This window comes from Bacillus silvicola (assembly GCF_050524305.1).
Taxonomy (GTDB): Bacteria; Bacillota; Bacilli; order Bacillales; family Bacillaceae_G; genus Bacillus_A; species Bacillus_A cereus_AT.
On the sequence record NZ_JBNGVC010000012.1, the window covers coordinates 243,117 to 263,199 of the forward strand.

Below are 20,083 nucleotides of genomic sequence, written 5' to 3' on the forward strand. Positions count from 1 at the left end.
GCATCTTTAAAGTGCGGAGGAGGTTCTCCATTGGATATTACAGCGCTGCAACAACAGTTAGAGCTTATACAACAAAATGACTATACGCAACTGCAACATATAGATATTAATGAGTTAACGTTGAACATGCTTCAGTATGTCGGAACGACTGATAGTTACGTTCGTTACCAACTTATCTATAAATGTTTTTCCCATTTTATTCATCACGAATTTCTTATGGATGATCAACTGAAATTACTTTTACAAACTTGTTTAAGTGATGAGTATTTATATTGTGACATTCACTCCCCACATACAGATGGGGTTTTCACACGTTCTTACACTGTTTCGTTAATCGCGTTAATACTCCAATTCGCTAACTCGCACTACTTTTTTACAGAGGAGGATATCGAAGAAATAAAAAACAAACTCATTACATACACAAACTTAGAAATGGATTTTCGAGGCTATATTGAAAATAAAGGATGGGCTCATTGTCTTGCACACGTATCTGATGCCTTCACTGAAATTGTTCACAATTCCTATACGACCTTTGAGTCGTACGAGGAATTAATTCATTGTTTATTAAATAAAATGTTCATTCCATCGGATCTATTTCATAATAACGAAGATGAACGCATTGTTACGCCGTTACTATCGATGCTATATCATGACTTTCCGCAAGATGAGTTAATTTCAATTATTTATAAAAAAATAAAAAGGCTTCCTCAAATCAGAAAACGCCTTTCTCTTAATGAGTATTGTATTTTATGCGCAAACATTAAACTCTTTTTACGCACATTATTTTTTAGAACAAAAGATGATCATAACTTAGCATTTACAGCACGTAAAACAGAAAAAATGTTAAAAGAACTGCCTAATTATTATTAAATATAAGGAGAAGAAATATGGGCTATATTGAAGACATGAGAAATCTAGTAGGAAATCATCCACTCATTTTAATCGGGTCACACGCCATTATATTAAATGAGAAAAATGAAATATTATTGCAGCTCCGTACAGATTTTAACCGCTGGGGCATTATTGGCGGCGCCTTAGAATATCATGAAACGTTAGAAGACGCGTTAAAACGAGAAGTATTTGAAGAAACTGGACTTATTATCAAAAATCCAGAACTTTTCCGTACATACTCAGGACCTGATTTCTTTCAAACCTATCCAAACGGTGATCAAGTACATGGTGTACTCGTTGTTTATATTTGCCGAGAATTCCACGGCGAGCTTGTATGCGATCAAACGGAATCGAAAGAACTGCGCTTCTTTTCGCTTGATAAGCTGCCTTTTAATCTTCATCCAGTCATTGAGCGGATTATTAAGGAGTTCCAACACTCCAATTAAAAAACATTACATATTTTATATAGAAATAAAACAACCTCATCTCCCGTCATTATAACGTGAAATGAGGTTGTTACCGTTCACCATAAATTCCAATTTCCCCAAAATGATATTAACGCTCTCTTTCTACAGCTTTATATTCCTTTGCAAATAAGAGTGTTATATAAGAAGTAATAAATGAAAAAATAGTATACATGCCCACCCAAAAGAAAAATGATGGATCGTATAATGTAATATTTAACATAAGAAAAATAAGAAATGTTACCATTGGCATCATATAAAATGTACCTACTTTATATGTCACAGCTATTGATATAATACAAATAAGCAATGGATATATACAGAAAATAAAAATTGACTCACTCAATGTTATGTCCCCCTTTCTGAAGAAATAATAGGTTTCTCGTAAACATTTTGGGGAACAACAAAGTTTTATATTTTTATTCGTTATTAGTAAATAAAATGTTAGATTGTTATCTCAATCTGATTTCCTTCAGGATCACTTACTACACTTTCGTAGTAACCATCCCCTGTAGTACGCGGGCCGTTTAATACAGGGGATCCTGCTTCTCTTAATGTATTAGTTAATTCGTTCACTTTTTCTTTACTACCTACAGAAAAAGCAATATGTGCATATCCTATTGTTTGTGTTTGTAATGCATCATCTATCCCTACCTGCTTCATAAGTTCTAGACGCGCACCACCTTCAAAAGTTATAAAATAAGATTCAAACTGCTTTTTCGGATTGTGATATAAGCTATTTTCTTCACCATTAAAGTACTGTTTATAGAAATCACGCATTCCTTCTAAATCATTCACCCAAATTGCTATATGTTCAATTTTCATAATCGACACCTTTTCTTTTATGCTATTCAACTGACAATTGGATGCTTCATTGCCAGCACATTTAATTTTCTTTATTTGTTCTCGTAATCATAAGATCAAGTCCAAGACTTTTTAATCCATATAAATAATCTTCTTTCCAATTACTCACTGATATTTTCGGAATATGTTCTGCCGGGATATACTGCGGACAACTTTTTACAATTTGATCTATTACGAATTGGTTCACTTCATCATCACAGAAGATGAATCCATGAGGGTTAATAATAGCTATACATGTAGCTATTAATCGGGTAATAGCATCTATATTATATTCCTCTGGATTATTAGAATTTTCAACTTCGTCTCCACTTCTCAAAGCTTGCAAGAAATTTTTATTATCGTACTGCGGGACGAAAGATATCTCTCCTGAGAAAAATGTACTTCCGCGTACAACATCTCCATTTACCATAATCCCCGCACCTGGCCCATTTTGACCTGAATACAAATATACAAGAGATGAATTGTCATTACTTCCTGTGTTTTTATGATAGCCGAGCACAGCAGCATTCATATCGTTTTCTATTACTACTGGTATAGAAAACAGTTCCTCCAAATGACTTTTCAAATTAAAATTTTGGAACTTTTCATATCCAGGAATATAGAAAATACGCCCATTATCGACTGCACCAGGAACACCAATTGATATAGAACTTATTTTTGGAAACGTAGCTATAAGACTTTCTATATGTTCTGTTAATACGCTTAGGCCCGTATCAATTAATGCACTTGAAGTACTCCCTTGTTCTTTTACTTCCCCTAAACAGTTAAAAATTGTATAGTTCGTCTCATTTCTCTCTAAAAATATCGCTAAACCTAACATATATTCTGGATTATATTCATATCGTTTTGCTCTTCTTCCGCCACTTGAATCATCTAAACCGGCTAAAGTTACTTCACCGTCTTGTTTCATTTTTTCTATAAATTTACTTATCGTTGGAAAACTAATTTCTAATGTATTACTAAGTTCAACTTTCGTTGCACTACCTCGCTCTAGAAGAGCTGTACGAATGCCGCGAAGGATTGTCTCTTTAATCGATTTTTGAGTAACAAATTGTTCACTCAAATCGCTCACCACCTTAATCAACATACTTATTAAACACTTTTAATAAGTTGCGTTGACAATATATCATACATCATTTTCTAAAGCAATAGAGATGATATATTTCTACTAGCGGCACTCCGTATTTAATTCGATGTATTCTCTCTCGTAACAGACGATACAATTCCAGACAAGATAACAAATAATAAAACAGCTAGCAAAGCATTACGTATTCCAAATGCTTCTCCAAGTATCCCTAAAAATGGTGGTCCGACTAAAAACGCTGTAAAACCGATTATAGAAACTGTAGCAACATTAGAAGTCGCATTTTCGCCACCATCTCCAGCAGCAGAAAGCCCAATCGGGAAACCTAGCGCGGCACCAATCCCCCACAGTACTACACCAAGTGCTAGAAAATATGAGTCACTCCCAAATATGACAATTGTCATTCCTATAATTGCCATCATAATAGTAGCACGCATAACAGCGACACGACCGAATCGATCAAGAAAATAACTACTACACATACGAGCTAACGTCATTGCCAATACAAAAATAGTGTACATAATAGAACCTGTCACTACACTTTGCTGATGTCCGTCTACCATCACGATAGGTAGCCAATCATTAGCACTCCCTTCTGCAAATGCCATTCCAAGTACAAAAAGACCAAGTAAAAGCACCTTTTTTTCCATACGTAAGGAAGTATGCTTTGCTCGCTGTTTGTTCCGCGATTTCTCCTTCTTTCCTGTTCCATGCGGAAGAAAACGATACAACATACATACAAGTAATACAAATACGATCGAAATTGCAAGAAACTGATACAGAATTGGGATGTGAAGCGAAGCCGCGACAGAACCACTAAGCGCGCCTACTAAAGTTCCTACGCTAAAAAAACCGTGAAATTTCGGTAGAAGTGTTGTTCCTAATTTCCGCTCAATGGAAGAACCTTCTACATTTAATGCGACTTCTGCTAATCCATATCCTACCCCAAATACTAGTAAGCTACCAAAAACCCCCATACTAGAAACAAAATAAATATTAATACCTAAACAAAGCAATCCAACAATCATAAAAAACATACTGCCTATAATAACGCCTCTAGCTCCCTTACAGTCAATGAAGCGACTTGCACTCAGTAAACCAATTATTGAACCGACTGATAGTCCGAACAAAATCCAGCCCATTTCTGCATTTGAAACTGCTAAAATCTCTCGCACCGCTGCCGTTCTAGAAATCCATGTAGCAAAAGCGACACCTGGCAAAGCAAATAAGAGGAATAGAGCGTTTCGAGAGGCAAGTAGTATCTTTGTATCATTCTCCGCGAAATCTTTCTTCATATGAAACACCTTTCAAATTGTTTATGCGTTAATTTACACACTGATGAAAACACCTTTTATTCTTCTATCGTTTTAATAACTTTAGCTGGGTTACCACCAACAACTACATTATTAGGTACATCTTTTGTCACAACTGCCCCTGAAGCAATTACAACATTATCTCCAATTGAAATACCAGGGTTAATAATGGCTCCCCCGCCAACCCAAACATTGTTACCAATCTTTACAGGCTTCCCATATTCTTTTCCAGAGTTCCGCTCTACCGGATGCAACGGATGCGTAGCAGTATAAATGTGAACGCCAGGTGCAAACATACAATTATCACCGATTCGTACTTCACAAACATCCAAAATCACACAATTAAAATTTGCGAAAAAGCTCTTTCCAACATGAATATTGTAGCCGTAATCACAACGAAAATCAGGATTAATGTGGGTTTTTCCGTCAGCTGAAGAACCTAAAAGCTGATTTAATAAAGTAAAACGTTGTTCATCTCCTGTCTCCATAGCCTCGTTATAAAGACGTGTCAAACGTTTTGTCTCCACCCTATCAGCCACTAATTCTTCGTCATCCGCAATATACATTTCTCCCGCCAACATCTTTTCTTTTTCCGTTTTCATAGAATCATCTCCTTCGTTATAGAATGAATTACACTTATTAAACAACTTTAATAAGTGACTTCAATTATACTTATTAAACACGTTTAATAAGTATCCCTATATTAGCATACTTTTTAATATATGCAACTAATAAGTTTGGAAAAGAAGTGCGAACTCCTTGCTCTACGTATCGATATAAAGAATAATTTATATCGAAAAACGAGGGAACGCTCATCGCCCCCTCTCAAATCCAATCCGTTTTTTAATTTCTGCTAAATTTATCTTCGCAATTTCACGAGCCTTCTCAGCACCGTTTTCTAACGCTTCATATAATAAATGCGGCTCATTCATATACATTTCGTATTTTTCCCGAGGTCCAGCCAATTCGCGGTCTACAACGCGAAACAACTCTTTTTTCACATCTCCCCATCCAATGCCTGTCTCATACTTTTCACGCATCGACTGCATTTCATCTTTCGTCGCGAATTCTTTATATATTGTAAATAACGTTTCTATTTCTTTCGGTTCATTTGGAAGTGAAGAATCTGTTTTGATTTTAAATATTAACTTTCGTAGTTTTTCTTGTTCTGCAAATAATGGGATCACATTCCCATAACTTTTACTCATCTTTCTTCCATCAAGGCCGGGTAAAATGGCACCCTCTTCTTGCACTACATACTCTGGAAGCGTAAATGTCGTGCCGAATGTATGATTAAAATACGTCGCAATATCACGCGCAATTTCAATATGCTGAATTTGGTCTTTTCCAACTGGTACATGAGTAGCTTGGAATAGTAATATATCAGCCGCCATTAAAATCGGATACGTATATAATCCCATATTCACTCCAGCATCGACCTCTAACCCTGCTTCTTTATTTTGCTCTACTTTCGCTTTATACGCATGAGCACGGTTCATAAGACCTTTCGGAGTTAGACAAGCTAATATCCAAGCTAGTTCTAAAATCTCCGGCACTTCTGTTTGTCGGTAAAAAATAACATCTTCTCCAAGTCCGAGTGATAACCAAGTAGCTGCTACCTCTTTCGTATAACTACTGAACTTTTCTGGATCATGCACAGCATTTAACGCATGATAGTCAGCTATAAAATATAATGCTTTTCCTTCATTATTTTTTGACATTTGTAATGCTGGTTTAATTGCACCAATATAATTTCCTAAATGCGGATAACCTGTTGGCTTAATTCCTGTTAACATTATTTTTTCACTCACACTAACTCCTCCTTCCTCAAAATAAAATAAAAAGAGCCCCTCATCCTATAAAAAGGACGAGAGACTCCCGCGGTACCACCTTAATTAGCTATCATTAGCTCACTTCATACTTCGATAACGTGAAGTAACCGTCTTTACCTACTCATTTCAGTGAGAAGCTCCAGAGCCCATTCCATATCCATCCCTTACTGATTCCCACCACATATCAGTTCTCTGAAAAGTTTTGAATATGTACTCTTCTCTTTCATTGCTTTTTAGTTATTTTTTACAGTTTATCACATTTTCCCTTCTAATAAAACTGAATTTTCTGGTTTTCTTTATTTGGAATTTTAACAATAACCATTACCGATTTATTCCACACCATATATAATCAATATATACAGAATTTCTTTGCAATACAAAAACGGGGTGAAGTTATGGGTTGGTTTACTAAAAAAATCGATAAGTTTAAGAGAAATATTCAGACTAACGATGATACTTTAGGGGTAATTATACATTTCACACCTATCGCTATATATTTATACACCTGCGATGAGTACATAGAAACGTTTGAAGGTGCGCTCACTTTTGAGAATGAGAACGGAAATCAAGTAGAAATAGGGGGTACTTTCATTTCTCTTGAAGTAGATGCTAATTTTCGCATGGACGATTTAATATTTGATTACAAACTAAAGGAAAGCAATCTACCTATTATTGAATTAAAAGCCTACGCATGAGACTAATTTGTTTACTATAAACTAAATAAGAGTAATAGATTTCTCCTCCCCAAAAGTCCTTATCGCTACCAAAACTGAAGATAAAAGAATCTTCTCGAAATGATAATACTATATCTTTTGTTTAAAAGGATTGATGATAACAAACTCTAACATGAACAGATTGCCCAGTTTATCAATTCATTGTATAAATTCTTATTCGAAGATTGAAAGTCCTTTTATCTATATCCTATACATATGAAGTTCACATAACCCCACTTATCAGTAGTTAGTCTGCCTAATTTCAAATGAGAATAAGCTCCTTTATTTTCTTTAAGCATAGCATGTAAAAGAGTATGAAATATTTATAAAAAGTAGGTGGAAACATGACATTAGATTCTCACCGTATTATAGGTTTTCCTGGAATGGGTATGGGCGGTTTCCCTGGAACAGGTATGGGTGGTTTTCCTGGAATGGGTATGGGTGGCTTCCCTGGAACAGGTATGGGTGGTTTCCCTGGAATGGGTATGGGCGGTTTCCCTGGAACAGGTATGGGTGGTTTCCCTGGAATGGGTATGGGCGGTTTTCCTGGAATGGGTATGGGTGGTTTCCCTGGAATGGGTATGGGTGGTTTTCCTGGAATGGGTATGGGCGGTTTCCCTGGAATGGGTATGGGCGGTTTCCCTGGAACAGGTATGGGCGGTTTCCCTAGAATGGATATACCAGTTATCTATAACCTTGATTTTTAATAGGGATACCGCTACATTGCTATCAAACTTTGAAAATACATTTTAATATCTATATACCAAAAACCTAAACATACTTCTTATTAAATGCAGCAAATGAAATTACATTTTTCGATATAAAAAAACAATTGATGCCCATCATACAGTAAAAAACCCTTCTCTAGACGCTATATTAGAAGCTGATTAATGGGCACGCCAATATGCAAATCAATTATTAATAAAAAAGAGCTAAAACAGTTTTATCTGTTTTAGCTCTTCTTTACGTATTCAACTTCACAAATCTATAACCGTGCGTTACTAACACTTTTAATATCGCATATCCTGGAATTGCTAAAATAATCCCCATAATTCCAAATAAATTTCCCGCAGTTAAAATGATAAATATAATAGTAATCGGGTGAATATCTAACTTTTTCCCCATGACTTGCGGAGAAATAAATTTACCTTCTGCTAATTGTACAATCATCATAACGATAATTACTTTTAACACCATTGATGGCGAGTCGATAAATGCGATAATTAAAGCTGGTGTAATTGCAATGATTGGTCCTACGTACGGAACGATATTTACAATCATCGCTAAAATAGCAAGTAGTACCGCATATTTAATACCAATAATAAGATAACCGATTAATAGCATAATACCGATAAATAAACTAACAATAATTTGCCCTCTAATATACGAACTAATCGCATAATGCATATCATCTAGTATTCTCTTCGCTGCTGGTTGTCTTTGCTCAGATATAAACCTTAAAAAATGATTCGGTAATTGCTCACCATCTTTTAAAAGATAGAACAATATAAACGGAACCATTACAAATGTTAAAACGACCTCTGTAACAGTACTTAAAAATCCAGTTACATTTCCTGTCACTGATGATAACGACTTCGTAAAATCAACTGTGTAGTCTTTTACCATACTCGCTACATCAATATTTAAATTCTCCTGAATTTTCCCTAGTAAATTACTTTCTCCGAATCTACGTGCTGCTCGTTCGATTTCATGACCGAAATACGGTAAGTTATCTATTAATGCATCAATTTGATCTTTAATAATTGGGATTACAGTTACAACTAAAAATACAAATAACCCTAGTACTACTAAATATATGGAAGCTATTGATACGATTCTTGAAACACCTTTCTTTTCTAAAAGCGAAACGAATGGATGTAAAATATAAAATAGCACTCCCGCCAATAATACCGGGAAGAAAATTGTTTTTAAAAAGACGATAAACGGAGTAAACACAAAAGAAATTTTCGTTAGCAGTAATATGTTAATGAACAATAACGCAAATCCAAGTAACACCGCTAAATAATTTTGTTCTCTAAAAAACTTTTTCAACTTATCTCTTTTTCTTATATTTACTTTCTCCAACGAAACCACCTCTTTGAATAATGAAAAGCCCTTATTCAGGGCTTCTCATTATAATCTATATCTTTATTTTCTTGCAGCTTTCACTACAAATGATACAATAAGAATTAAAACGATTGCTCCTAATAATGCTGGCACGACATGAATCCCACCAAATGATGGCCCAAAAGATCCAAATAATCTACCACCTAACGAAGCACCTAATAAACCTGCGATAATATTTCCAAACATACCACCCGGAAAATTTTTACCCGTTATAGAACTAGCAATTGCACCTATAATAGCACCAACTATTAATGTGATAATCCATCCCATCTTTAGTCCTCCATTTCTATTATGGTGTATTTCTTTTTAATACTAAATGATTATGTAACTATTATAATTATTATATCCAAAAAAGAAAAATGTTGTCAAATCTATGAAAATAAAGTCTACAAGGAGGTTTTACCCTATGATTCAAAAATTAATAACAACTTCTCACAACACGGCTACTTCTATTTTAAACATTCAAATACCCGCTTATGAAATCGAGGCGAAATATATAAATAGTACAGCTATCCCTCGTCTTTATGATACTGTAGCCGATATTCAATCATGTGATGAAATTTTTTACGGCTATTTTTATGAAGATACACTTGCCGGGTTTATTTCATTTAAAATGGATGAAGAGGAAGTTGATATTCATCGTTTAGTAGTATCCCCTGATCATTTTCATAAAGGAATTGCAACAAAACTACTACTATATGTATTTGACATGTTCTCCCCTTCCAAAACATATATTGTACAAACAGGGAAAGAAAATACCCCTGCTCTATCTTTATATAAAAAATACGGATTTATTGAAGTAAAGGATATCATATTACCCGATGGTGTGGTTTTAACCTCCCTTAAAAAATCAGAAAACAATAAATAGTTTGACTCATTAAATTATTTATGTTATCTTTTACTTTATAAAACCTTTTGCTGAGTCCAAATTTTGGAGCGGGGGAACCATTTTTGTAGCTATGCTACTTGGGGCGAATCTTATTTAAGTAGGGAAACTCTCACTTCCCGAGTCCGACAGCTAACCTCGTAAGCGTAATGGGAGAGGAAGGTGCTTTTTGCCTATGTTACACAGTGTACCTCCTTAATTATAAATATGGAATCGATACCATTAGACACCTATATTTATAGAAAAGGAGACATGTATAATGTTACGTTTATCTGATCACGCAATAAAAATGATGGAGCAAAGACTTCGACTTGAACAGCACCGCACATATCAAGCAAATAAAGTTGTAGATAATTTACATCACAAATACTTCTTTCAGCATATTTTTCAGCCGAAAAGATAAGGAAACCATACGTATAATATAATTTAATACAGAAAGCTTTGCGGTTCTGAATCGCAAAGCTTTTTGTATTACTATTAAAAATAATTTTCCATTAACTTATTCATCCAATCTGGCACACGAGCATTTTCTCTTGTATCAAAAGCAGCAATATATGGTTTTATATCTAAAATAGCCGTTCGATCATTAGCGTCTAATCCTTGCACAGTCATAATGTTATTTTCAATCGACAATATTTCAACAGTAGTAATTCCAATAGGGTTTGGACGATGCTTTGTCCGCTGAGCAAAACATCCCTTTTCATCAAAATCACTTAACCCCCTTGGCTTTCTAGCCCACGACTGTTTATTTTCTTCCTGAAAATCATTCATATAAAAAATAACAATTGCATGAGAATAATCCTCAAGACCTGTTAATCCTCCAATATACTCTGGATATATTTTGATGTTTGAAATAATACTTCCCCAATTACGATACACTTTCTCGTCTATAGAAGATTGTGCTTCACCAATCTTCACCATACTCACATGGACCATTTTCCTCCCCCTTTATATAACACTATTTACTTCCTCGCCTTAATAATAAAAGTAGTTGGTACCATCCTAGCTTTATATAAAGAATAATATTTCGTAGACGGCTCAGCTCGTTCTCCATCAAACGAGCTCGATGGTTCAGGCTCCTCTATTCTCTCAATTATAAATCCGGCTCTATTTAACTCATTTATGTATGTACTTATTTTTCTCTTATATAATGTCGCTTGTACATTTTCTCCTTTAAATGTTTCAAACGTAATAGGCGTTTCCTCATGATAAGAAGACTTTATAGCAATTTCTTCTGTACCATACTGTAAATTTGAATATACTGGGTGCTCCCAACTAAAAATAAAACTTCCTCCTGGCTTTACATATGAATAAATCAGTTCCAACGTTTTTCTTAAATTCGAAGTCCAACCTAATGCATAAATGGAATATACAATATCAAAATACCCTTTCGGAATATCTCCTTCTTCTTCCATTGCTCCGCATACTAACTTTGGATTCCAACTCTTTAACGTTTCATTCGCTGTTTTAATTTGTTCACTTGAAAGATCAAGCCCCCATAATTCCTCTGCTCCATGTTCCGCCATATATTGCAACGAATGCCCACTTCCACATCCAATATCAAGAACTTTTTTATTTCTGATTGAATCGAACAAATGAATCTCATCTTCAGACGCTGTATACGGGCCGTATTTAGGTAAACAATCCACTTGAAAGAAATAAGGTGCAACTGTATCCCAACACTTTTTATTTAAAGCTAACATTTGTGTATCTTCCATATCCTACATTCCTCCATCCAATTTTCTTCCCCTACTATAAATTACACATTATAGCCCGATCTTCCTTTTCTCTTTGCCCGGTAATTTTTCACTTTCGCGATCGTTCCGCACGCTCTTCCTCCTTCTTCTCCAGCATACATACCACACCATCTTTTGCTTCCATTTCGCGAATGATCATAAAATACCCAGCGACAATCTGGACATGCTTTTAACCTTCCCCACAAATTTCCTTGAATTGACATTAACACAATGCTTAATACTTTTGTATATACATTCTCTTCGTGCACAGGCCCATATGTAATACCTTTCATATCTTCCTTTACATGTACATGAAATGGGTATTTCACTAACCAATTTTGCAACGATCCTTCGCCTTCAATTGCCACCCGAATATCTTCTCGAAAACTTTTTAATTCCTCTATCGTATGAAATGGAACCTTTTTATGAAAATATTTTTTCATAAAAAGGTTTATATCCTCTTCTGTTTGTAGCAAATCAATTGGCTCTCTCGTATCGTTTGGTATTCTCCATGTATTTAAAAATTCCCGAATATATTCTAGTTCATTTGGTGCATTTTGATTCAATTCCATCCACCTTCTTCTCAAAATTTACTTTTTTCTGACTTTATGTATAATTATAATATAAAATAGTTAACCATCAAATAATTTTACTGGTTACATAATTAGGAGGAGTTCTATGAAAAGTCTCTCAATACCGATACGTTTCATGCTTATTTCTTCATTTTTTATGTCTTTTGGGTATTTTGCAGTATACGCATTTTTAGCTATTTATCTATTAACCTTTCTCCATTTTTCAGCTGTTCAAGTAGGAACAGTGTTGACGGTTATGACAATCACATCACGAGTTATCCCATTATTTTCAGGATTAATTGCTGAGAAAATCGGCTATATCATTATGATGATAGCCGGATTATTTTTAAGAGGAATCGGATTTATCGCTTTAGGAATATGCTCTGATTTCCATACAATTTCTATTTCTTCTGCACTTATCGGTTTTGGAACTGCATTTTACGAACCTGCTGCTCGCGCCATATTCGGGTCACAACCAGCTCATATGAGAAAAAATTTATTTACATATTTAAACCTTAGTTTTAATTGCGGTGCAATAATCGGACCAATTGCAGGAGGTTTTTTACTCTTACTCGATCCAATCTATGCTTTCTCCCTAACAGGATCTCTTATGCTGTTATTCGCTTTTATCTTTTACTTACTTAAAAATCACTTCCAAGTCACTACTGAAAACACGTCTATTACATTAGGAATACAGGCCATCTTACAAAACAAGTCTTTCCTTCTGTTTTCATTTATCATGATTTTCTTCTATATTATGTTTACTCAGCTTACTGTCGCACTTCCACTTCATATGAAAAACATTAGTAATAGCAACCAACTCGCTACATTAGTTATTACGATAAATGCAATAACAGGCGTCATATTTATGGTGCTATTCCGAAAACTATTTCACAAATACAACACACTTTCGATTATTAAATACGGTGTTTTATTAATGAGTATTTCCTTTTTACTCATTCCTTTATTTCAACACCCATATTGGCTATTTATTTGTGTAATTTTATTTACAATCGGTGAAACACTCGTATTACCTAACGCTGATATCGCTATTGCAAATTACAGTAGCGAATCATATACAGCTACTTACTTCGGATTTTATCAACTATCACTCGCATTTGGTTTTATCATCGGTAATTATACCGGTACATCTTTTACATCCAACTTAAACGGAATGTATACACCATGGCTTATTTTCGGTGGAATAGGACTTATTGGTTTTATTTCCCTACATATTTTAAATGTTAAAAAAGGATTACCTAAGGAGGATATATACCTATGTAATGATACGAAACACCTTTAACAAATTACAATTGAGATGGTACCTTTAGACAACCGACCTATAATAAAAAGATTCGACCATCATATGTGACAGTCGAATCTTTTTATTTTTCATATTCAAGATGATTATGTCTTTTACAACCAAATAAATAGCAAGCCCCTATATAATCAGTTTCAAATTCTAATCCTGGAACGTATCCAGATTTGATACGTTCTATCATTTTTTTATAACAATCATTCTCTTCTATATATTCCTCAATTAACTCTTTCTTATCGTTTTCTGTCCAGTTTTCTTCTACTTCTTCATTCTGAACATCTTCTATTTCTGCTGTTTTCGCTTCGATAGACTCCCGTATAACTTCATTTATACGGGAGAAATTATTAACTTTATATAGAGCATAAACAAATCTACCAATCCAATTGGGGCTTTTCCAATATTCTTTGTATCCCTTTTCGAACCATTCAATTGCTTCTTTATAGCAATTCAACTCAACATATAAATCTGCTACATTAATTTCCCCTAAAAAATTATCAGATTCCCTGTTAAAAGCATCTAACTTCTCTTTCGCTTCTGTCGTTCGTTCTAAATCAATTAAACATTTTACATAGTTATACATTATATAGTCCGAATCCCCTGCAATTCGTAAGAAAAATTCCGAAGCTTTTTCCAGCTCTCCAAGATTATAATGTGCTACAGCTACATTGTGATATGCTTCATCCGATGGTTGAATCGAAATAGATTTTTGTAATACTGCTTTCGCTTCTGCCCACTTTTTTGTTTCATATAAATTTCCCCTAAGATGTTATAGGGAAAGTATGAGGAAGGATTCAACTTAACAACTTCTCTTATTAATTCAAGAGCTTTATCATCATTCTCTTCCTCATAAAAATACATCCAAGCAAGATTATTGAGAGATTGTACATCTCTAGATTCATGTACTGCTTGTTGAAACAGTTCCATTGCTTCCTCATATTTATTTTGTTCAAACATTTCAATTGCCTTCTCGTTAATGTTCAAATAACTACCTCCGAAGTGAATGAATTCATCTATTCTTTATCATTATTTTAAAATGTAAAAATTGTAATTTCCATAAAAAATTTCTTTATCCTGTCTACATTTCGCTTGAAACAGAAGCTAAAACACACGAATTCACAACAATAAGTATACATTTCAATCTCCCTTAAATTGGATATGCAGCCTGTTTTAATTTACATATTATGGTATAATTAAAAAGAGTACTAGCTAAACATTTAAGCTCCACACTAGCAGTCTAACAATGCCAAAATCAAAAATCACATAGAATTGGGGGATATTATGAAACAGAAATTAATTGTTCTTCTATTCATTGGAATCATATTATCAGGATGTTCCACTATAGCAGAAAATTCTTTAGAAACCAGGAGTGGCAATATGGAATTATTAACACCAACGATTACTACAAAAGATAACGAATTAGAAATTAAGACCGAGGGCATTGATGAAAATAAAGTGACTTTTATTTATGTTGCCAATAAAAAAGTATTGGAACAAAAAATTAATAATGGCGAATCTCACAAACTTAACATTAAAGATATCGAGCACGCACATAGGACAGATTACAAACCAAGAGTTCAACTTTTGCAAACGAAAGATGATAATAATGATGGAGAAATAGTAACCTTCAAACAAGTGAGATATACAGTTAAAAACTAATTTGAAAGTTGTTTCATTATAAATGTAACGAACGAAAATATAATTTCAACAGTGGGTAAATGTAAGGGGTGCTAACATGAAAAAACGATGGATTTCTTGGTGGATTGGTAACATATTTTGGATTATCGTTTTTGGAATCTGGGCAGCTATTATTTGGCTACGAGATGTTGATGGTGCTGGTGTTACTCAAACACCTGAGCTTAAATTAGTGGCATTTATCGTTTTATTAATTGCTTTTATATTACCGATACTTATTCAAGTTGTATGGTTAATTGTTAATCTGAGAAAAGGTAGAAAAAAATAACGCATAAAAAAGAGAGGAACCTTTTTCAAACTAGATTCCTCTCTTTTTTATATGGGGATTATGCCATTCTTGTTAAGCTGCACTATTCCCTTTTCTTTACGATGCATGATCATCTTTCTTCTTCAACAACGCTCTCTTCTTCATCGCCTTCGTTAAATATCCGCCTTTAAATGAACGGATTTCATAAGAAGACATAAATGCTTTTGGTGCAATTTCATTAATAATTTCTAAAAGCTCTTTCTCTCTAGAACGCTTAGCAACGATATCTAACCGATAACGTATAGAATTAATACCTTCACCTTCAAATACTGTAACACCAAATCCAGAGTGCCGTAATTCATCTACTAATTCATTACAACGGTCTAGTAAACTAACTTGATACGTAATATAACCAATTGCTAATTTATTCTCTATATAACCGCCTAATAATAGTCCTGTACTAAAGCCAATGACATAGGCAATGATGTTCATCCAATTTGATAAATCTTGAAACACAATACCTAAACTGACAATGTAAATAGCTCCTTCTAACAATCCAACACCAGCAGCGGATCTTGTTTGATTCTTTACAAGCAAAATCGTACGGATCGTTAAAATGGGAACGTAAATAATTTGAAGCACAAAAATAAGTAGCGCTTGTAACATTGGTATCCACCTCTTTCACGAATTCTTTTGTCATGATAACATACTTAAGCTTTAGAAATCGATGGGTTTTTAAATTTTCTCGAATTTTTTTCCACACTATTGAAAAACCTAAAAAAGAAGCGTATTATATTTGGTCGTAAATTCAATTGTCATTATTAAATCGCTCATAGTATATTAACTATTGCGCCATTTATTCTCAAACACAAAAAAGGAACCCGGTCAGGTTCCTCTCATTATAACTCTATGTTTTTCGAAGCTTGTTCTCTTTGCTTCTCTTCTTCTTTTACTAACTGCATATTTGCATAGGCTAAATTCGCAATCATTAAAAAGTGACCGCCTAAAATACCCGTACCAAATGCCCACATTTCCATTTCATGCTCAATTTCATACATAATGATAGCCCCTAATATCGCGGCTGCAAATCGGTTTAAGACTCCTAATCCAGGAGCCTTTTCTTTCATTACAATACTTCTTCCTAGTTTCTCCACTCTACGAGCTAATAACCAAAGGCAATATGCGCTAACTGCTAAACCAATACCGAACCCTGTCACTTGTTTTCCAAATGGAGTAATCGCCCACATTAGTAGTAAACCACTAAAGATTGTATACAATTGTAATCGATATACACGTAAGGCTACTTGAATCAAAATATCCGCTCCTAATTTCACATTTTATTATGTGTCAGAAGAAAAGCAGCAACTTACACAGTTGCTGCTTTCTCTTGTTCTTGTTCCATTTTTTGAATTTCAACACGTTTAATTTGATAAGCATCTTTTTCTAACACTTTAAATTCATAACCTTCTGCTTCAACGTATTGTCCTTCTTCAATTTCATGATTTTGCATCATAATCCATCCACCGATTGTATCCACATCGTCTTCTTCAATGTGTAATCCAAACAAATCTTTTACTTCTGAGATAAGCACTTTTCCATCAACAATTTTATGATACTCGTTCACATGTTGAATTGGTGGTGCTTCATCTTCATCATATTCATCACGAATTTCGCCGACGATTTCCTCCAATATATCTTCAAGCGTTACAATTCCAGCTGTTCCTCCGTACTCATCATATAAAACAGCCATTGGAATTCGCTTTTTCTGCATTTGCAGTAATAAATCATGAATTGGAGTAGTTTCCATAACTTCAATAATCGGACGCATATACGTGCGAATCGATGATAAATCTTCTTTATCGTTGTTCATATATCGAATAAAGAAATCTTTTACATTGACCATACCGATAATATCATCTTTATCTTCTCCAAAAATCGGATAACGTGTGTATCGTTCATTTTGGATTACTTTCATGTGTTCTTCTACTGAATCTTCAAGATAGAAACCAACGATTTCCGTACGCGGTACCATGATTTCTTTCGCAATGCGATTATCAAATTCAAAGATATTATTTACATACTTGTATTCAGCTTGATTAATTTCTCCACTTTCATAGCTCTCTGAAAGAATAAGACGTAACTCTTCTTCTGTATGAGCTACTTCATGTTCAGAAGCTGGCTTCAAACCGAATAAACCAGTTACAACACGAGCAGAACCATTCAATACCCAAATAAACGGATACATAGCTTTATAGAATATCATTAACGGACCTGCTAATAACAATGTCACTTTTTCAGCTTTTTGAATTGCCATCGTTTTCGGAGCTAATTCCCCGACTACAACGTGCAAGTACGTCATCGTCATAAATGCAAGACCAAATGTTAATACTGATGAGATAGAAGGATTTAAATTCCATTTCTCAAATAATGGGTGTAATAATTTTTCTATCGTCGGTTCACCTAACCAACCAAGTCCCATCGCTGTAACTGTAATACCTAATTGACAAGCAGATAAATATTCGTCTAAATTTGTTGTTACTTTTTTCGCTGCTAATGCGCCGCGTTTCCCTTCCGCAACAAGCTGATCAATGCGACTTGAACGTATTTTTACAATCGCAAACTCTGCTGCTACGAAAAATCCAGTAAATGCGATTAAAACCGCAACCATGAATAAATTAAATATTTCCAATGAATCCCCTTAGTTAAAAAACTAAGGTGTCCACCTCCTGTATACTATAATGTTTTCTTATTTGTTCGTTAGAAAACATAGCCCGATACAAAAATTAAAGAGGTCGGATTTCACTTATTCTATAATAATAGAGCAAGTGTCTGTATTAAAGCTGTCGTTTGACCTGATAAAGATTTCGATATTTTTTCACGTTGTGAATCAGTCAATTCATCTAAAAGAGGCTTTAACTCCGTTAGTTCTGCTTCTAATCTATGAATATGGTCTGTCACATCATTCACATGTTTCGAAACGTGTTCATTGATACCGAGCAGCTTTTTCTTCTCCTCGATTCTCTCTTTAATCTCACAAAGCGGCATATGCATTTCTTTGCACTTCTCAATAAATTGTAATGTCTCAAATGCTGTTTCGTCGTAATAGCGATAATTAGATTGAGATCGCTCCGCTTTTAAGATACCTAGATTCGTATAATAATCAATCGTTCGTTTCGACACGTGAGCCATGAGAGCCAACTGTCCGATTCGATACACCTTCCCAACGATCTTCCCCCCTTGTTTATATTACTCCCATCATACAATACATAAACTGTACAGTCAAACGTGATGGTTTCTTATTCACAATTTATACAAAATTTTACGTCGCATCTTATGTTATCCATACACATATAATCTATTAAATTAACTATATAATAAAATCATTAGATTCATTAAGCCACCACTACCAAAATATAGCCAGTGAATAGCCCGTTCCTTTCAACCTTTCTTATTTAAGAACATATCATAATAGTATCGATATAAAATTCTTATTTATTCTATAGGAGGAGATTGAAATTACCACGACTATTATTTCTCATTTTTATAACGAAGAATATTTGCTTCCTTGGTGGCTTATGCACCATACAAAAATATTCGATCACGGTATATTAATTAATAGAGGCTCCACTGATCGTTCCGTTGAGATTTGTAAATTATTCGCACCCCATTGGGAAGTACGAAATTCAAGATTTATTGAGTTTGATCCAACAAATACTGACATTGAAGTGATGGGAATTGAAAGAGAAGTTTCAGGTTGGAAAATCGTTTTAAATACTACGGAATTCTTTTGTTGTAATAATGCAGAAGAGTTTTTCTCATCCCTTCATACACTAGGGCAAAATATGTATGCAATTAGAATGATTTTAATGATTGATAGCCATACTTACAATTATTCAAAGCCAAGATATTCTATCCCCTTAGTGGAACAACGACACCACGGTGTCTTCCCTTATAACCCAAAACTCGGATGTGCCTGGAGATTTATTCACAATCACCTAGATGGAGCATATTTACCCGGTAGACATTATTCGCGGCACGGGAATATAGTTTATAACTATCCTTCATTTATTTTAAAATTTTATTTTAGCCCTTGGAATGAACAGTCAAAGGCAAGAAAATTACAAATCACACCTACCCTTTCCAAAATGGGTGTTCAAATGGGGCTCCAAACACATTATGGACAATCTCCCGAAGAACTTGAAACCCGTTTTTTAGAACTTAATAACGTAACACAAGATCTCCGTAATAATCCTGAATATCAAGAATTATTTCCAAAGTTCAAACCTTAATATTATACGTACCGGCATTCTCACACATACTTTTTTCCTTCTTGATCAAAAACAA

Annotated in this window: 25 protein-coding genes, 2 pseudogenes, 1 riboswitch and 1 other annotated feature; of the genes and pseudogenes, 11 read left to right on the forward strand and 16 right to left on the reverse strand. The window is 34.4% G+C overall.

All coding sequences use genetic code 11. The features are described from left to right. The first annotated feature begins 30 nt into the window (after nt 1–30). Nucleotides 31–870, forward strand: a complete 840-nt coding sequence (locus ACP6L7_RS13080; RefSeq protein WP_097833199.1) for a DUF2785 domain-containing protein — start codon at nt 31–33, stop codon at nt 868–870. 17 nt (nt 871–887) lie between these two features. Beyond that, nucleotides 888–1,337: an NUDIX hydrolase gene (locus ACP6L7_RS13085; protein ID WP_097833200.1), complete on the forward strand. Its 450-nt coding sequence runs from the start codon at nt 888–890 to the stop codon at nt 1,335–1,337. Between the two features lie 109 nt (nt 1,338–1,446). On the opposite strand, the gene ACP6L7_RS13090 is transcribed toward ACP6L7_RS13085, so the two are convergent. The 6 genes from ACP6L7_RS13090 to ACP6L7_RS13115 all read right to left on the reverse strand — a co-directional run bounded on the left by ACP6L7_RS13090 (nt 1,447) and on the right by ACP6L7_RS13115 (nt 6,427). After that, a complete protein-coding gene (locus ACP6L7_RS13090) occupies nt 1,447–1,701 on the reverse strand; it encodes a YbeF family protein (protein WP_071744128.1) in 255 nt (84 codons plus the stop codon). A 98-nt stretch (nt 1,702–1,799) separates the two neighbouring features. Continuing rightward, on the reverse strand, nt 1,800–2,180 hold the full coding sequence (locus tag ACP6L7_RS13095; RefSeq protein WP_097833201.1) for a VOC family protein: 381 nt from the start codon (nt 2,178–2,180) through the stop codon (nt 1,800–1,802). A gap of 61 nt (nt 2,181–2,241) precedes the next feature. Then, nucleotides 2,242–3,282: an ROK family transcriptional regulator gene (locus ACP6L7_RS13100; RefSeq protein WP_141533422.1), complete on the reverse strand. Its 1,041-nt coding sequence runs from the start codon at nt 3,280–3,282 to the stop codon at nt 2,242–2,244. A gap of 122 nt (nt 3,283–3,404) precedes the next feature. Beyond that, nucleotides 3,405–4,598 carry an MFS transporter gene (locus ACP6L7_RS13105; protein WP_097833203.1) on the reverse strand — a complete coding sequence of 398 codons (1,194 nt, stop codon included), beginning with the start codon at nt 4,596–4,598 and terminating at the stop codon, nt 3,405–3,407. A gap of 56 nt (nt 4,599–4,654) precedes the next feature. Next, nucleotides 4,655–5,218, reverse strand: a complete 564-nt coding sequence (locus ACP6L7_RS13110) for a maltose O-acetyltransferase (protein ID WP_097833204.1) — start codon at nt 5,216–5,218, stop codon at nt 4,655–4,657. A gap of 210 nt (nt 5,219–5,428) precedes the next feature. Then, a complete protein-coding gene (locus ACP6L7_RS13115) occupies nt 5,429–6,427 on the reverse strand; it encodes a tryptophan--tRNA ligase (RefSeq protein ID WP_097833205.1) in 999 nt (332 codons plus the stop codon). Between the two features lie 49 nt (nt 6,428–6,476). Next, nucleotides 6,477–6,684, reverse strand: a binding site (T-box leader). A 159-nt stretch (nt 6,685–6,843) separates the two neighbouring features. Between ACP6L7_RS13115 and ACP6L7_RS13120 the strand changes: the two genes are divergently transcribed. The 3 genes and pseudogenes from ACP6L7_RS13120 to ACP6L7_RS13130 form a co-directional block, all read left to right on the forward strand. Further along, a complete protein-coding gene (locus tag ACP6L7_RS13120; RefSeq protein WP_097833206.1) occupies nt 6,844–7,143 on the forward strand; it encodes a hypothetical protein in 300 nt (99 codons plus the stop codon). A 362-nt stretch (nt 7,144–7,505) separates the two neighbouring features. Next, nucleotides 7,506–7,868, forward strand: a complete 363-nt coding sequence (locus ACP6L7_RS13125) for a hypothetical protein (protein ID WP_097833207.1) — start codon at nt 7,506–7,508, stop codon at nt 7,866–7,868. Between the two features lie 92 nt (nt 7,869–7,960). Next, nucleotides 7,961–8,052 (forward strand): annotated as a pseudogene (locus ACP6L7_RS13130) (1-deoxy-D-xylulose 5-phosphate reductoisomerase); the annotation flags it as partial. Nucleotides 8,053–8,124: 72 nt separating this feature from the next. On the opposite strand, the gene ACP6L7_RS13135 reads toward ACP6L7_RS13130, so the two are convergent. Both ACP6L7_RS13135 and ACP6L7_RS13140 read right to left on the reverse strand, forming a co-directional pair. Further along, nucleotides 8,125–9,246, reverse strand: coding sequence for an AI-2E family transporter (locus ACP6L7_RS13135; RefSeq protein WP_141533421.1), 1,122 nt, complete (start codon nt 9,244–9,246; stop codon nt 8,125–8,127). Between the two features lie 63 nt (nt 9,247–9,309). After that, complete coding sequence (locus ACP6L7_RS13140) at nt 9,310–9,558, reverse strand: GlsB/YeaQ/YmgE family stress response membrane protein (RefSeq protein WP_000539733.1); 249 nt, start codon at nt 9,556–9,558, stop codon at nt 9,310–9,312. A gap of 136 nt (nt 9,559–9,694) precedes the next feature. Here ACP6L7_RS13140 and ACP6L7_RS13145 point away from each other — a divergent pair, with 136 nt between their 5' ends. Further along, complete coding sequence (locus ACP6L7_RS13145; RefSeq protein ID WP_097833209.1) at nt 9,695–10,156, forward strand: GNAT family N-acetyltransferase; 462 nt, start codon at nt 9,695–9,697, stop codon at nt 10,154–10,156. Between the two features lie 38 nt (nt 10,157–10,194). After that, nucleotides 10,195–10,337, forward strand: a riboswitch (cyclic di-AMP (ydaO/yuaA leader). 96 nt (nt 10,338–10,433) lie between these two features. Further along, on the forward strand, nt 10,434–10,577 hold the full coding sequence (locus tag ACP6L7_RS13150; RefSeq protein WP_000945246.1) for a hypothetical protein: 144 nt from the start codon (nt 10,434–10,436) through the stop codon (nt 10,575–10,577). A gap of 74 nt (nt 10,578–10,651) precedes the next feature. Here ACP6L7_RS13150 and tsaA read toward each other — a convergent pair whose 3' ends face one another. Genes tsaA through ACP6L7_RS13165 form a run of 3 tightly spaced genes read right to left on the reverse strand, consistent with a single transcriptional unit; the run spans nt 10,652 to nt 12,476 of the window. Further along, nucleotides 10,652–11,110: a tRNA (N6-threonylcarbamoyladenosine(37)-N6)-methyltransferase TrmO gene (gene tsaA / locus ACP6L7_RS13155; RefSeq protein ID WP_097833210.1), complete on the reverse strand. Its 459-nt coding sequence runs from the start codon at nt 11,108–11,110 to the stop codon at nt 10,652–10,654. Nucleotides 11,111–11,136: 26 nt separating this feature from the next. Continuing rightward, on the reverse strand, nt 11,137–11,892 hold the full coding sequence (locus ACP6L7_RS13160; RefSeq protein ID WP_097833211.1) for a class I SAM-dependent methyltransferase: 756 nt from the start codon (nt 11,890–11,892) through the stop codon (nt 11,137–11,139). 41 nt (nt 11,893–11,933) lie between these two features. Continuing rightward, nucleotides 11,934–12,476, reverse strand: coding sequence for a CGNR zinc finger domain-containing protein (locus ACP6L7_RS13165; RefSeq protein ID WP_141533420.1), 543 nt, complete (start codon nt 12,474–12,476; stop codon nt 11,934–11,936). A 112-nt stretch (nt 12,477–12,588) separates the two neighbouring features. On the opposite strand from ACP6L7_RS13165, the gene ACP6L7_RS13170 reads away from it, so the two are divergent. Next, a complete protein-coding gene (locus ACP6L7_RS13170) occupies nt 12,589–13,785 on the forward strand; it encodes an MDR family MFS transporter (RefSeq protein WP_097833213.1) in 1,197 nt (398 codons plus the stop codon). 82 nt (nt 13,786–13,867) lie between these two features. On the opposite strand, the pseudogene ACP6L7_RS13175 reads toward ACP6L7_RS13170, so the two are convergent. After that, nucleotides 13,868–14,781 (reverse strand): annotated as a pseudogene (locus tag ACP6L7_RS13175) (tetratricopeptide repeat protein). A 279-nt stretch (nt 14,782–15,060) separates the two neighbouring features. Between ACP6L7_RS13175 and ACP6L7_RS13180 the strand changes: the two are divergent. Beyond that, nucleotides 15,061–15,456 carry a hypothetical protein gene (locus tag ACP6L7_RS13180; RefSeq protein WP_430529415.1) on the forward strand — a complete coding sequence of 132 codons (396 nt, stop codon included), beginning with the start codon at nt 15,061–15,063 and terminating at the stop codon, nt 15,454–15,456. Between the two features lie 76 nt (nt 15,457–15,532). Next, nucleotides 15,533–15,760, forward strand: a complete 228-nt coding sequence (locus ACP6L7_RS13185) for a DUF3923 family protein (RefSeq protein WP_097833215.1) — start codon at nt 15,533–15,535, stop codon at nt 15,758–15,760. 96 nt (nt 15,761–15,856) lie between these two features. Here ACP6L7_RS13185 and ACP6L7_RS13190 read toward each other — a convergent pair whose 3' ends face one another. The 4 genes from ACP6L7_RS13190 to ACP6L7_RS13205 form a co-directional block, all read right to left on the reverse strand. Next, on the reverse strand, nt 15,857–16,405 hold the full coding sequence (locus ACP6L7_RS13190; RefSeq protein WP_097833216.1) for a DUF2179 domain-containing protein: 549 nt from the start codon (nt 16,403–16,405) through the stop codon (nt 15,857–15,859). Nucleotides 16,406–16,638: 233 nt separating this feature from the next. Continuing rightward, on the reverse strand, nt 16,639–17,052 hold the full coding sequence (locus tag ACP6L7_RS13195) for an ATP synthase subunit I (RefSeq protein WP_000616833.1): 414 nt from the start codon (nt 17,050–17,052) through the stop codon (nt 16,639–16,641). Between the two features lie 53 nt (nt 17,053–17,105). Then, nucleotides 17,106–18,428 (reverse strand): hemolysin family protein, encoded by a 1,323-nt coding sequence (locus tag ACP6L7_RS13200; protein WP_097833217.1) that lies wholly within the window; start codon nt 18,426–18,428, stop codon nt 17,106–17,108. A 119-nt stretch (nt 18,429–18,547) separates the two neighbouring features. Then, nucleotides 18,548–18,955, reverse strand: coding sequence for a MerR family transcriptional regulator (locus ACP6L7_RS13205; protein WP_097833218.1), 408 nt, complete (start codon nt 18,953–18,955; stop codon nt 18,548–18,550). A 299-nt stretch (nt 18,956–19,254) separates the two neighbouring features. Between ACP6L7_RS13205 and ACP6L7_RS13210 the strand changes: the two genes are divergently transcribed. Continuing rightward, nucleotides 19,255–20,028 (forward strand): glycosyltransferase family 2 protein, encoded by a 774-nt coding sequence (locus ACP6L7_RS13210; RefSeq protein WP_097833219.1) that lies wholly within the window; start codon nt 19,255–19,257, stop codon nt 20,026–20,028. The last annotated feature ends 55 nt before the right edge of the window (nt 20,029–20,083 follow it).